This is a genomic window from Streptomyces sp. NPDC048751 (assembly GCF_043198595.1).
GTDB lineage: Bacteria > Actinomycetota > Actinomycetes > Streptomycetales > Streptomycetaceae > Streptomyces.
The window spans coordinates 71,877-85,376 of record NZ_JBICUX010000010.1 but is presented as its reverse complement, the minus strand read 5'-3'; the positions used below and the strand labels follow the sequence as shown (position 1 = coordinate 85,376).

The following is a 13,500-nucleotide window of genomic DNA, read 5'->3' as shown; positions in this document are numbered from 1 at the left end:
AAAGACTTCAGATGCACTTACGGTTGATCCCGGCATGCCGGGATCAGGATCGAGGATCTGAGTGGCGCTGCCAGGGGAATGGCCCGATCGGGATCGGGCAACCGGAGCAGCATACAACGACTGCGCCAGTACAACGAAACTACCATGACCGGTCCGGTGCCCACTCCCGGCCCTCTTCCGGCGGAGACCGGCCCGGGGTCTACGCTGCGTCCAGTCCAGCAGCTCAGGGAGGCGCGGGTGGCGCGGGTGCCGCAGACGTTCTTCGATGCTCTCGCGGTGCGCACCTGGTGCGGTCTGGCGCTCGGGGCGTTGGGGCGGGCGCGCGAGGAGATCGACGCGATCAACGTGTATCCGGTCGCGGACGGGGACACCGGCACGAACCTCTACCTGACCGTCGAGTCGGCGGTGACCGCGGTCGAGGCGGTGTTCGCGGGGCACGGGGCGCGCCCCGGCGCCGGTTTCGGTGACGGCTCCGGTGACGACTGGCCCCTGTTGGCCGACACGGTGCGCGCGATGGCGCACGGCGCGCTCATAGGCGCGCGCGGGAACTCCGGGACGATCCTCGCGCAGCTGCTGCGCGGCATGGCCCAGGTGCTCGCCGCCGACGAGGACACCGCGCACACCGACGGAGCGGGGCTGCGGCTGGCCCTGCGGCAGGCCGCCGACTCCGCCCGGCAGGCCGTGGCCCACCCCGTGGAGGGCACGGTCCTGTCGGTCGCCTCGGCCGCCGCCGACGCGGCCCAGGAAGCGGAGGGCGACTGCGCGACGGTCGCGCGGGCGGCCTACGAGGGGGCCCGCACGGCCCTGGCCGCGACCCCCGCCCAGCTGACCGTCCTGGAGCGGGCCGGTGTGGTCGACGCGGGCGGGCGGGGACTGGTGGCGGTCCTCGGGGCGCTGGTCGAGACGTTCACAGGGGAGGCGCCGGCGGCGGTGGCCACGGCGGGCTTCACGGGGCACGCGCGCGTGCAGGGGGATCACGAGGACCTGACGGAGCCCCGCGCCGCGTCCCTCGAAGCCGTCGGAGAGTGCTCGGACGGCCCGGCCGAGCTGGAGGAGGGCGGGCCCGCCTTCGAGGTGATCTACCTCCTGGAGGCCGAGGACACGGCCGTGGTGCGGCTGCGGCAGCGGCTCGACGACCTGGGGGACTCACTGGTCGTGGTCGGCGGCGACGGGCTGTGGAACGTCCATGTGCACGTGAACGACGCGGGAGCCGCCGTGGAGGCGGGCGTCGAGGCCGGGCGGCCGCACCGGATCCGGATCACGCACTTCGGGCAGGGAGACGTGCACACGCGCGGTGGCGAGCGGCCGCCCCGGGAGCGGACCCAGCGGGCCGTCGTCGCCGTCGTGCCCGGGGAGGGCCTGGCCGGGCTGTACACCGAGGCGGGCGCGACCACCGTGCTCGCGCGCCCGGGGGAGGCACCCGCGAGCGGGGAGCTCGTCGAGGCCGTGCGGCGTGCCCACGCGCGCGAGGTCGTGCTGCTGCCCAACGACGCCGAACTGCGCCACACCGCGGCCGCCGCGGCCGAGCAGGCCCGCGCGGACGGCGTCCGCGTCGCCCTGATCCCCACCCGCTCCGCGGTCCAGGGCATCGCCGCGCTCGCCGTCCACCAACCGGACCGCCGCTTCGACGAGGACGTCGTGGCGATGACCTCCGCGGCCGGTGCCACCCGCTACGCCGAGGTCGCCGTCGCCGAACGCCAGTCCTGGACCATGGCGGGCATCTGCCAGGCCGGAGACGTCCTCGGCCTCGTCGACGGTGACGTGGCCGTGATCGGCTCGGACGTCACCGCCACCGCGGCGAGCGTCCTGGACCGCATGCTCGCGGCCGGAGGAGAGCTCGTCACCCTCGTCCTAGGCGACGAGGCGCCCGACGGCGTCGCCGAGCACCTGGAGGCACGGGTGCGGGAGGCGTACCTGGCCGTCGACACGGTGGTGTACCGGGGTGGACGGCAGGGGGCGCTGCTCCTCATCGGCGTCGAGTGAGTCCTTCTCGGCATCGGCGTCGAGTGGGTCCTGCTCAAGTCCGGGCCTGAGCGAGCCCGCCCCCGTCACCTACTCGACCGCCTGCTCCGCCACCACCTGCAGCAGTTGCTCGGCCTCCGCGCGCCGCGCCACCGCCGTCCCGTCCGCGTCGTCCGCGTCGGCCACCGCCGCGTACGCCGCCAGTACCGCACGCGCGTGTGCCTCCGCCCGTGCCGGGTGGCCAAGGTCGGCCTCCAGCCAGCCCGCGGCGAGTTCGGCGCCGGTGCGGCTGTCGAGCGCCCCGTCCCCGAGGGAGGCGAAGACGTCTATGGCCTCCGCCAGCCGCGCCAGGCCCTCCTGGAACGCGTCCTGGATCGAGCCGTCCTCGGCGTCCTCGGCGACGGAACGGGCCAGCAGGTCGCCGAACTGGCGGTGGGTGTGACCCAGTTCGTCGGTGAGCCGCTGCCGGGCCTCCTCGTCGTCCGTCGCGTCCCGCGCGGCCACGCACGCGTGGACCGCGGCCGTCATCAACTCCCGTGCCCCGTCCAGCCCGTGCTCCGTGCGCAGCGCCAGCCACGCGCGGGCGCGCAGGGAGCGGACCAGGCCGTGGACGTTGCCGAGCGAGTGCCACAGGTGACCCGCGCGCGCGTACGCCTGGTCCGCCTCGGTGTGCAGCCCCGCCTGCCCCAGTGACTCGGCGGCCAGGTGCGCGAGGGTCGCGTGGTCGTGCTGCTCGGGCCAGTGCCGGGCGATCTCGGCGGCCTGGAGCCGGCGCTCCGCGGACGCGCGGTGCTCGCCGAGCTCGCTCAGGCAGTCACCCAGCCACCACTGCGTCTGGACCACCGCGCCGTCGCCGTGCGTCTCGGCGCTCAGGTCGGCCAAAGCCGACTCCAGCACCTCCGCGGCCTCGGCGAACCGCCCCAGGCGCAGCAGGAGCCCACCGAGCTGCTGCCGGGCCCACGCGCCCAGCGTCGGCCCCTCGCCCGCCTCGTCGGCCCAGTGCGCCGCCTCCAGGGCGTGCTCCGCCGCCTCGTCCGCCCGGCCCAGGCCGCCCACGACCTCGGCGAGCTGGAGATGCAGCTGGGCCCGCCCTATCGCCTCCAGGTGCGGCCCGCCGTGCTCCAGGGCCGCCCGCAGCGCCCGCTCCGCCTGCACCGTGTCGCCGAGGTGGTGTGCCAGACCGGCCAGCCGGGCCTCGTACTCCACCGCGAACCACGGCAGCCCGGCCTCGACGAACCCCGACGCGGCCCGCGCGAACAGCTCCGCGCCCGTCTGCGCGTCCCCCTCGTGCGCCGCGATCTCCGCGAGCATCGCCTGCGCCTCCGCGACCCGCGCGGTGAGCCGTACGTCGCCCCCGGCCCGCCCGTCGACCAGCGCCAGCACCTCACGCGCGGCCCCGCGCGCCTCGGCCAGGACGCTCTCCGCCGCCGGACCCTCGGCCTCGTGCACCCGCCGCATCACGATCCGTGCCCGCGCCATCAGCACCGACGCCGTCTGCCGTACGCCCGTGCCCTCATCGGCGTAGAGCGCGAGCACCTGGTCGTACGGTTCCACGATCGCCGCCAGCGCCCCGTCGACATCGCCGGCCAGAGCGCGGACGTAGGCCGCACGCGCGTGTGCCGCCAGCGCCTCCCCGGGGTCGCCCGCCTCCGCGTACAGCTCCGCGGCGCGCTCGAACAGCTCGGTGCCCTCCGGGCCGAGGTCCATCGCCCGGTGATCGGCGATCTCCGCGCGGTCGCGTGCCTCCAGCTCCACGCCCTGCGCGGCCCGCGCGACCGCCGCCCACGCCTCGACGGCGTTCGGCTGCAGGGTGTCCGACCGGCGGCGTGCCTCCGCGATCAGGGCGGGCAGGTCCGGTTCGGCGGCCTCCTCCGGAGGCGGGGGAGGCGGCACGACCGCCACCGGGGCGGTCGGCCGCGCCGCGCGCACGCCCAGCGGCAGCCGCTCCACCAGGGGCTCCTGCGCCATCCGCGCGCGTGCCCGTTCACTGACGTACGACGTGCCGTTGCGGGCGTCGAAGCGCCCGGCCAGCGCGAGGGCCTCCCCGCGCGCGTGCTCGGCGAGTTCCCGCGCCGTCCAGGTGCGGCCCGCCGGGCCGGACACCTGCTGCTCGCCCATCCCGAGCGCGGACAGGCGGTCCATGAGCAGGACCACCACGCTCAGGAAGTCCAGCTTGCTGCGCGGATGCCCGTCGTCGGTGAAGTACGCGGGCCGCTCCGCCAGCAACTCCAGGCCGCGCGCCTCGTTGCCGGTCAGTGCGCAGAACTCCACGTGGTCCGCGTAGGCGCCGCGCATGCTCTCCATGGGCCGCACCAGCCGGAAACCCCGCAGATGGTTGCCGCGCGCCTCCTCCAGGCGGCCCAGCCGCAACAGGGGCACCAGGGAGGACGCGAGGACGGTGTGCGGCTCGTGGGCGCAGCCGAACTCGCCGTCCAGCACCGGACCCCACACCTCCAACGCCTCCGCGCTACGGCCCCGCTCCGCCTGCCACCAGCCCTGCCCGTGCAGTTCGCACGCGTGGCAGTCGGCCATGCTGTCGCGGTCCGCGGCCAGCCAGGCCTCGAACGCCCGCTCGGCCCGCGCCACGTCCCCGACATGTGCGGCCACGCTGAACTCGGCGCTGCGCACCGCCCGCTCGGAGTGCCCGGCCAGCCGGTAGCGGTGCTCCATCTCACCGAGCCACTTCTCGATGGACGCCAGCGGGACGTGCGGCTGGTCGAGCATGCCGGACGACATCCACTTGAAGACCCAGTGCAGCGAGTGCGTCTCGTACTCGTCGAAGTCCTCGGGCCGCTCGTCCCACAGGCGCAGCAGGCGCGCGAAGGGGACGAACATCTTGTCCTTCTCGGAGCTGTAGTTGTAGACCTTCAGCTGGTGTCCGAGCGCCTCGATCACCGCGAGCGGGACGTCCAGTTTCTCCGCCTCGACGAGCAACTGCTCCGCGCGCGCGTTGCGGGCCGGCCCCTCCGGCTGCTCGGAGTTCTCCGCCATCGCCCGGCGCAGGGAGTCGAAGTCCGTGATCTCACTCATCAGTGGCCGTCCTCACCGTGCGTGGCCCATTCCAGCAGGCCGATGAACGCCCGGTTCAGCAGCGCCGAGTCGGCGGGCCGCAGCGGGCGCTGCGCCATCAGCAGCGCCTGCCCGTACAGCGACTCGCTCGCGGTACCGATCAGCTCCGGGTCGTGCAGGGAACTGATCCTGCGGATCAGCGGGTTGAGATGGTTGAGCACCAGCCGCGCGCGCGGGGCACTGCCGCGCAGCGAGCCGAGAATGCCGGCCCACAGGTCGTCGGCCTGCGCCTCGGCCTCCGCGCGGGCCTGCTCGTGCCGGGCCGCCCGGTCGTCCAGGTGCAGCGCGGGCACGGACAGCGGATGGAAGGCCCGCAGGACGACATCGCAGCCGAGCGGGTCCAGCTTCGCCCGCGCGGCCGCCAGAAAGCCCGACAGCGCCAGCTCCACGGCCGGATCCACCGCGTCCAGATGGGCGGTCACGGTGTCGGCGTCCAACTCGGCGACGACCGTCCCCGGCCGCACCGAGGGCAGCGCCTCGACCAGTTCGCTGTCGTAGGTGTAACCGCCGTTGATCACCCCGACGCCCTGCGCGGACGCGATCGGCGCGACCTGCCGGTACTCCTCGACGGTCCGCGTGAAGTGCACGACCGGGTGCCGCTGCGCGAACTCCTCCAGGGACAGCCGTCCGTCCGACGTCTCGAAGGGCAGCCACGGCAACATCGTGCGCAGCATCTCCTTGTCGTGCCGCGCCAGCGACTTCACGCCCAGGTGGTGCACGGACAGGAAGGCCGCGAGCCGTTCCGGATCACCCGCCGCGAGGCCGGTGAGCCACGACCGAATCCTTTCGCCCAGCGCCTCGCGAACGGCCGCCAGCGTCTCGTCCTCGTACAGCGACTCGCGCGAGGCCGTGGGCCGCAGACTGTCCGTGTCCAGGACGCAGCGCACGAAGAACGCCCAGTCCGGCAGCAGCTGTTCGGCGCGCTCGGTCAGCAGCATGCCCTTGAGGTGCACACGATGACCCGCGCGCTGGGCCGGACTGACCGCCGACGGCAACACGTACGCCACCCCGCGGATCCCGGCGAGCGGCACGTCCAGGTCGATCGAGTCCAGCGGGGTGAACCCGAACTGGTCGTGGCAGTGCCGCGCCAGGGCCACCCGCCGGCCCGCGGGCGAGGCGTACGACCGGTCCCAGGGCGCCGGGAGGTCGGTGACCGCCTCGCCGTCGACCTGGACGTCGTACGGCAGCAGCGACCCGAAGTCCCGCGCCAGCGCGCGCACCCGCTGCGGCGTGAGCCACTCCGCGGCGCCGGCCCGCGCCACCAGGTGCACGGTGGTGCCCGGTTCGGGGCGCTCCGCGTCCGGCAGCGTCCGCACGGTGTACGAGCCGTCGTCGCGGGCCGTCCACTCCACCGGAGGCGCTCCGGGCGTGCGGGCGCTGCGGCTGACGACCCGGATCCGCTCGGCGACCACGAAACACGCCAGCAGCCCGATGCCGAACTGCCCGAGGAAGTCGGAGCGGGTCGCCTGAAGCCCCTCGGCGCGCTTGGAGCTGCGCCCGATGGTCGCCAGCAGACTGTGCACGTCGGACTCGGTGAGCCCGACACCGGAGTCCTCCACCCGCAGGGCACCGCCCTCCGTGTACAGCCGCACCCGCGCCGGGGCCTCGGGCTCCTCGGCATGCCGGGCGGTGATCGCGTCCACCGCGTTCTGCAGCAGTTCGCGCAGGTAGACCTTGGGACTGGAGTAGAGGTGATGGGACAGCAGGTCCACCAGACCACGCAGGTCGACCTGGAACGTATGAGGTGACTGTGATGCCTGGGACGGCTGTGAGGTCTGGGAGTCCATCGTCGCTGCGCCGGTGGGGGGAGTTCGCGACGGCGCGGGGTCGGGCGGTCCCGGTGAGGCGGTGACCGCGGGGAGGGATGGCCGGAGCACGCCATCCTAGGGCCCGAACGAGCGGCCTGACCAGGGGTTTCCCGGTATGTATACGGCAATGTCAGTGGCGTGGTGTGCAATGGATCTCGTGCCCGCACTGGAAGAACCACTGAAGAAGGTGCTCGGCCCCGCCACCGCGAAGGTGATGGCCGAGCATCTCGGCCTGCACTCCGTCGGCGACCTCCTGCACCACTATCCGCGCAGATACGAGGAGCGGGGACAGCTCACCCACCTCGCCGACCTCCCCATGGACGAGCACGTCACGGTGGTCGCCCAGGTCGCCGACGCCCGCCTGCACACCTTCGCCTCGGCCAAGGCCCCCCGCGGCAAGGGGCAGCGCCTGGAAGTCACGATCACGGACGGCAGCGGCCGCCTCCAACTCGTCTTCTTCGGCAACGGCGTCCACAAGCCCCACAAGGAACTCCTGCCGGGCACACGCGCGATGTTCGCGGGCAAGGTCTCCCTCTTCAACCGCCGCCTCCAACTCGCTCACCCGGCGTACGAGTTGCTGCGAGGCGATCCGGACGGTGCCGCCGAGTCCGTCGAGACCTGGGCCGGCGCCCTCATCCCGATCTACCCGGCCACCGCCAAGCTGGAGTCCTGGAAGATCGGCAAGGCGGTCCAGACGGTCCTGCCCAGCGCCCAGGAGGCCGTCGACCCCCTCCCCGACTCCCTCCGCGAGGGCCGCGGCCTGGTCCCCCTCCCCGAGGCCCTCCTCAAGATCCACCGCCCCCACACCAAGGCCGACATCGCCGACGCCCACTCCCGCCTCAAGTGGGACGAGGCCTTCGTCCTCCAGGTCGCCCTCGCCCGCCGCCGCCACGCCGACGCCCAACTCCCGGCGGTACCGAGGAGACCGGCCCCCGACGGCCTCCTCACGGCCTTCGACGCCCGCCTCCCGTTCACCCTCACCGACGGCCAGCAGAAGGTCTCGAAGGAGATCTTCGACGACCTGGCGACGGAGCATCCGATGCACCGGCTGCTGCAGGGGGAAGTGGGCAGCGGAAAGACGATGGTGGCCCTGCGCGCGATGCTCGCCGTCGTGGATGCCGGGGGACAGGCCGCCATGCTGGCTCCCACCGAAGTGCTCGCCCAGCAGCACCACCGCTCGATCGTGGAGATGATGGGCGAACTGGCCGAGGGCGGGATGCTCGGCGGATCCGAGCACGCCACCAAGGTGGTGCTGCTCACCGGATCCATGGGAGCGGCGGCCCGCCGCCAGGCCCTGCTCGACCTGGTCACCGGAGAGGCCGGCATCGTGATCGGCACGCACGCGCTGATCGAGGACAAGGTGCAGTTCCACGACCTCGGCCTGGTCGTGGTCGACGAACAGCACCGCTTCGGCGTCGAACAGCGCGACGCCCTGCGCGGCAAGGGCAAGCAGCCCCCGCACCTGCTGGTCATGACGGCCACCCCCATTCCGCGCACGGTCGCCATGACGGTCTTCGGCGACCTGGAGACCTCCGTCCTCGACCAGCTCCCGGCCGGCCGCTCACCGATCGCCAGCCATGTCGTCCCGGCCGCCGACAAGCCCCATTTCCTGGCCCGCGCCTGGGAACGGGTCCGCGAGGAGGTCGAGAACGGCCACCAGGCCTACGTCGTCTGCCCCCGCATCGGCGACGAGGAGGACGACCCGAAGAAGCAGAAGAAGTCCGCCGAGGACGAGGCCGAGAAACGGCCCCCGCTCGCCGTCCTCGACGTGGCCGACCAGCTCACCAAGGGCCCCCTCCAGGGGCTCCGGGTCGAGGTCCTGCACGGCCGTATGCACCCCGACGACAAGGACGCGGTCATGCGCCGCTTCGCCGCCGGCGAGACCCACGTCCTGGTCGCCACGACCGTCATCGAGGTCGGCGTCAACGTCCCCAACGCCACCGCGATGGTCATCATGGACGCCGACCGCTTCGGAGTCTCCCAGCTCCACCAGCTCCGCGGCCGGGTCGGCCGTGGCTCGGCGGCCGGTCTGTGCCTCCTGGTCACCGAGATGCCGGAGGCGAGCGCCGCCCGCCAGCGCCTGAACGCGGTCGCGTCGACGTTGGACGGCTTCGAGCTTTCCCGCATCGACCTGGAGCAGCGCCGCGAGGGCGACGTTCTTGGCCAGGCCCAGTCGGGGGCCCGTACCTCGTTGCGTGTCCTGGCGGTGATCGAGGACGAGGAGATCATCACGGAAGCGCGGGAGGAGGCCGTGACCCTGGTGGCGGCGGATCCGGAGCTGACGGGACTTCCGGGCCTACGGACCGCTCTGGACGCCCTCCTGGACGAGGAAAGGGAGCAGTACTTGGAGAAGGGGTGAGGGAGAATCCCTGAGGGGCGCGGGGCTGCATTGCCCATGCGGCTACCGTCGCGGGGGCGCGACCAGCCACACTGAACGTAAGGCCGCTCACAAGCAAGGACCAAAGATGACCCGCGTGATCGCCGGCGCAGCCGGTGGACGTCGCCTGGCCGTCCCGCCAGGGACCGGCACCCGTCCTACCTCCGACCGTGCGCGCGAAGGTCTCTTCTCCACCTGGCAGTCTCTTCTGGGCGGCCCCCTGGACGGCGAACGGGTCCTCGACCTCTACGCCGGATCAGGCGCGGTCGGCCTCGAAGCCCTCTCCCGCGGCGCCGGCCACACCCTCCTCGTGGAGGCCGACGCGCGAGCGGCCCGCATCGTCCGGGAGAACGTGAAGAACCTCGGCCTGCCCGGCGCCGAGGTCCGCGCGGGCAAAGCGGAACAGATCATCCGTACCTCGGCGCCCGAGGAGCCGTACGACCTCGCGTTCCTGGACCCCCCTTACCGAGTCACAGATCACGATCTTCGCGAGATTCTGCTCACACTCCGCTCAGGGGGCTGGCTCGCGGACGACGCCCTCGTCACCGTGGAGCGCAGCACCAGAGGCGGCACATTCCACTGGCCGGACGGCTTCGAGGCGGTCCGGTCCCGTCGCTACGGCGAGGGAACGTTTTGGTACGGTCGCGCCGCCTCTACGTGCGAAGACGCACGATGACCGGACCGGAGAGCGAGGGATCACTAGTGCGCCGCGCCGTCTGTCCCGGGTCGTTCGACCCGATCACCAACGGACATCTCGACATCATTTCCCGCGCCTCCCGTCTGTACGACGAGGTCTACGTCGCGGTGATGATCAACAAGTCCAAGAAGGGCCTCTTCGAGATCGACGAGCGGATCGACCTGATCCGCCAGGTCACCGCCGAGTACGGCAACGTCCGGGTCGAGGCCTTCCACGGCCTGCTCGTCGACTTCTGCAAGGAGCGGGACATCCCGGCCATCGTCAAGGGCCTGCGCGCGGTCAGCGACTTCGACTACGAGCTGCAGATGGCCCAGATGAACAACGGCCTCTCGGGCGTGGAGACCCTCTTCGTGCCCACCAACCCCACCTACAGCTTCCTTTCGTCCTCCCTGGTCAAGGAGGTCGCGACCTGGGGCGGAGACGTCTCCCACCTGGTGCCGCCCCTGGTCCTGGAGGCGCTCACCCGGCGCCTGCGGCAGGACTGACCCGCTGACGGCCCGTCACCCGGTGTCCGGCGGCCACCTCATGGCCGTACAGTCGTCCCGTCCGTCTCCAACGCATCTGTAGAGAGTGGCGAGCACACGGTGGACGTGCAGAAGAAGCTCGACGAGATCGTCGCCGCGGTCTCAGGCGCCCGGTCCATGCCCATGTCGGCCTCGTGCGTGGTCAACCGCGCCGACCTGCTCTCGATGCTGGAGGAGGTGCGGGCGGCGCTGCCCGACTCCCTCGCCCAGGCCCAGGAGCTGATCGGCGACCGCGAGCAGATGGTCGAGCAGGCCCGCCAGGAGGCCGAGCGGATCATCGAGACCGCCCACGCCGAGCGCGGCTCCCTGATCTCCGACACCGAGGTGGCCCGCCGCTCCCAGGCCGAGGCCGACCGCATCCTCGCCGAGGCCCGCAAGGAGGCCGAGGAGGTCCGAGCCGAGGCCGACGAGTACGTCGACTCCAAGCTCGCCAACTTCGAGGTCGTCCTCACCAAGACCCTCGGCTCCGTCGGCCGCGGCCGCGAGAAGCTCCTCGGCACCGGCCCGGGCGTCGACGAGCAGGGCTACGAGGACGAGGACGCCCCCGAGCGCAGCCACGACCCGGAGACCCTGCGCCGCAACGCCGATGCATACGTCGACGTCAAGCTCGGTGCCTTCGAGGCGGTCCTCGCCAAGACCCTGGAGGCCGTCGGCCGCGGCCGCCAGAAACTGCACGGTCGCATCGCCAGCGACGACCTCGGCGCCCTCGCCGACGACCTCACGACGGTCCAGCACTCCAGCGACGCCGACTACCTGGCCGACCTCGCCGCGCTCGCGGAGGCGGACACCGCGGCGGCGGCCGAGCAGCAGGCACAGCGGCAGTACGACCAGCAGCCGGCGTACGGCTACCAACAGCAGCAGGCCGACCCCTACGGCTACCAGCAGCAGGGCTACGGCCAGCAGGCGGACCCGTACGGCTACCAGCAGCAGGCCGACCCGTACGCGTACCAGGGCTACGACCCCCAGCAGGCCGCCTACGACCCGCACCAGAGCGCACAGCAGGCCCAGCAGCCCCAGCACGATCAACAGGCTCAGCACGCCCAGCAGGGTTACGCCCTCGACGAGACCAGCCTCTTCGACACCGGCATGATCAGCGCGGAGCAGTTGCGGGCCTACGAACAGGGCCGCGGCCTGTAACAACGGGGGCGCCAGGCGCGGATTGGGCTATGAGCGAATGGTCCAGTATCCTGGCTCTTCGGTCGCGTGTGCGCTTCGCTGATTTCGTATACGCCCGCGATCAAAGCTGCCCATGAACACCGAGGGCGGCATCCCCGAGCTCGGAAAGATCGAAAGCAGGAATGGCCCTGAACGCCCGCCTCGACCACCGCAACCCTCTCGTGTTCGACACGCACGAGCTGGGGCGGCGTCCTGGTGCGCTGCAGCGCCTGACCCGCACGATCGACGCTCCCAAGGACTTCGGTATCCAGGGAGTCATCGGAGTACCGGAAGGTGCCCCGGTCGAGCTCGAACTCCGGCTCGAGTCGGTCATGGAAGGGGTGCTCGTCACAGGCACCGCCCGTGCACAGGCCGAGGGGGAGTGCGTAAGGTGTCTGGAGCCGCTCGAGCTCGAACTCGAAGCGGACTTCCAGGAGATGTTCTCGTACCCTGACGCCGACGACCGTGGCCGTGTGAAAGCGGAACCGGCCGACGACGCCGAGGAAGACGAGGACAGGCTCTTTCTCGAGGACGGCCTGTTCGACCTCGAGCCCGTGCTGCGTGACGCGGTGGTGCTCGCACTGCCGATGCAGCCGGTGTGCCAGGAAGACTGCCCAGGTCTGTGCGCCGAGTGCGGTGCACGCCTTGCGGACGACCCGGACCACCACCATGACGCCGTCGACATCCGTTGGGCGGCACTGCAGGGACTCGCCGAAACCATGACGGACGGCGAGAAGGACGAGATGAGCGGCGGCGCGCCTCGATCGGCACGCCCCGACGAGAAGCAGGAGAAGTAGCCGTGGCTGTTCCGAAGCGGAAGATGTCGCGCAGCAACACGCGCCACCGCCGGTCGCAGTGGAAGGCTGCGGTCCCCACCCTGGTTGCGTGCGAGCGCTGCCACGAGCCCAAGCAGCAGCACATCGCGTGCCCGTCTTGCGGCACCTACAACAAGCGCCAGGTCCTCGAGGTCTGAGCGGCTGGTGAGAGGCACTGTGTCCACGCCGAAGAAAAACTCTGCGGACCACACGGCCTCGTCCCACACGCTTCTGGAAGGGCGGCTCGGGTACAAGCTCGAGTCCGCCCTTCTGGTGCGTGCGCTGACCCACCGTTCGTACGCGTACGAGAACGGCGGTCTGCCGACGAACGAGCGGCTGGAGTTCCTCGGGGACTCCGTGCTCGGCCTCGTCGTCACGGACACGCTGTACCGCACCCACCCCGATCTCCCCGAGGGCCAGTTGGCCAAGCTTCGGGCCGCGGTGGTCAACTCGCGTGCGCTGGCGGAGGTCGGCCGCGGCCTCGACCTGGGCTCCTTCATCCGGCTCGGCCGCGGTGAAGAGGGCACGGGCGGCCGGGACAAGGCATCCATCCTCGCCGACACCCTCGAAGCGGTGATCGGCGCGGTCTATCTCGACCAGGGCCTCGACGCGGCCTCCGAACTGGTGCACCGCCTGTTCGACCCGCTGATCGAGAAGTCCTCGAACCTCGGTGCCGGCCTGGACTGGAAGACCAGTCTCCAGGAGCTCACCGCGACCGAAGGCCTCGGCGTGCCCGAGTACCTGGTCACGGAGACCGGCCCCGACCACGAGAAGACCTTCACTGCTGCCGCCCGCGTCGGAGGCGTCTCGTACGGCACCGGCACCGGCCGCAGCAAGAAGGAGGCGGAGCAACAGGCCGCCGAGTCCGCGTGGCGCTCCATCCGCGCCGCCGCGGACGAGCGAGCCAAGGCGGCGAGGACGGCCCAGGCCGCCCAGCCGGCCGACGGCACTCCGGACCCCGAGTCCGCCTCCGCATAACACGCAGTCGGCACTCAGCACTGCTGAGTCGCACAGACGAACAGCGCGATCCGGGCGCCCGTCCCCTGCCAGGGGACGGGCGCCCGGATCGTGACCGGCTGACGGCCGCCGTGGA

At 72.0% G+C, this 13,500-nt stretch carries 10 protein-coding genes; 8 read left to right on the top strand and 2 right to left on the bottom strand.

Features of this window, described 5'->3' with window-relative positions:
• Positions 1–237: 237 nt before the first annotated feature.
• Positions 238–1,983 carry a DAK2 domain-containing protein gene (locus tag ACGFNV_RS29965; protein WP_393626894.1) on the top strand — a complete coding sequence of 582 codons (1,746 nt, stop codon included), beginning with the start codon at positions 238–240 and terminating at the stop codon, positions 1,981–1,983.
• A gap of 69 nt (positions 1,984–2,052) precedes the next feature.
• Here ACGFNV_RS29965 and ACGFNV_RS29960 read toward each other — a convergent pair whose 3' ends face one another.
• Complete coding sequence (locus tag ACGFNV_RS29960) at positions 2,053–4,992, bottom strand: tetratricopeptide repeat protein (protein ID WP_393626552.1); 2,940 nt, start codon at positions 4,990–4,992, stop codon at positions 2,053–2,055.
• A complete protein-coding gene (locus ACGFNV_RS29955) occupies positions 4,992–6,818 on the bottom strand; it encodes an HSP90 family protein (protein WP_393626550.1) in 1,827 nt (608 codons plus the stop codon). Before ACGFNV_RS29955 ends, ACGFNV_RS29960 begins: the two co-directional genes overlap by 1 nt.
• A 169-nt stretch (positions 6,819–6,987) precedes the next feature.
• Here ACGFNV_RS29955 and recG point away from each other — a divergent pair, with 169 nt between their 5' ends.
• From recG to rnc, 7 genes are all read left to right on the top strand, one after another.
• Positions 6,988–9,198, top strand: a complete 2,211-nt coding sequence (gene recG, locus ACGFNV_RS29950) for an ATP-dependent DNA helicase RecG (RefSeq protein WP_393626548.1) — start codon at positions 6,988–6,990, stop codon at positions 9,196–9,198.
• Between the two features lie 106 nt (positions 9,199–9,304).
• Positions 9,305–9,892, top strand: coding sequence for a 16S rRNA (guanine(966)-N(2))-methyltransferase RsmD (gene rsmD, locus ACGFNV_RS29945; protein WP_393626546.1), 588 nt, complete (start codon positions 9,305–9,307; stop codon positions 9,890–9,892).
• Between the two features lie 26 nt (positions 9,893–9,918).
• The gene (gene coaD, locus ACGFNV_RS29940; protein WP_208299103.1) at positions 9,919–10,398 is read left to right on the top strand and encodes a pantetheine-phosphate adenylyltransferase; all 480 of its coding nucleotides are present in this window, start codon (positions 9,919–9,921) and stop codon (positions 10,396–10,398) included.
• Between the two features lie 99 nt (positions 10,399–10,497).
• Positions 10,498–11,574: a cell division initiation protein gene (locus tag ACGFNV_RS29935; protein ID WP_393626544.1), complete on the top strand. Its 1,077-nt coding sequence runs from the start codon at positions 10,498–10,500 to the stop codon at positions 11,572–11,574.
• 161 nt (positions 11,575–11,735) lie between these two features.
• Positions 11,736–12,389, top strand: coding sequence for a YceD family protein (locus tag ACGFNV_RS29930; protein WP_393626542.1), 654 nt, complete (start codon positions 11,736–11,738; stop codon positions 12,387–12,389).
• A 2-nt stretch (positions 12,390–12,391) separates the two neighbouring features.
• Positions 12,392–12,565 carry a 50S ribosomal protein L32 gene (rpmF, locus tag ACGFNV_RS29925; protein WP_003951102.1) on the top strand — a complete coding sequence of 58 codons (174 nt, stop codon included), beginning with the start codon at positions 12,392–12,394 and terminating at the stop codon, positions 12,563–12,565.
• Between the two features lie 19 nt (positions 12,566–12,584).
• Positions 12,585–13,385 (top strand): ribonuclease III, encoded by an 801-nt coding sequence (gene rnc, locus ACGFNV_RS29920; protein WP_133930363.1) that lies wholly within the window; start codon positions 12,585–12,587, stop codon positions 13,383–13,385.
• Positions 13,386–13,500 lie beyond the last annotated feature (115 nt).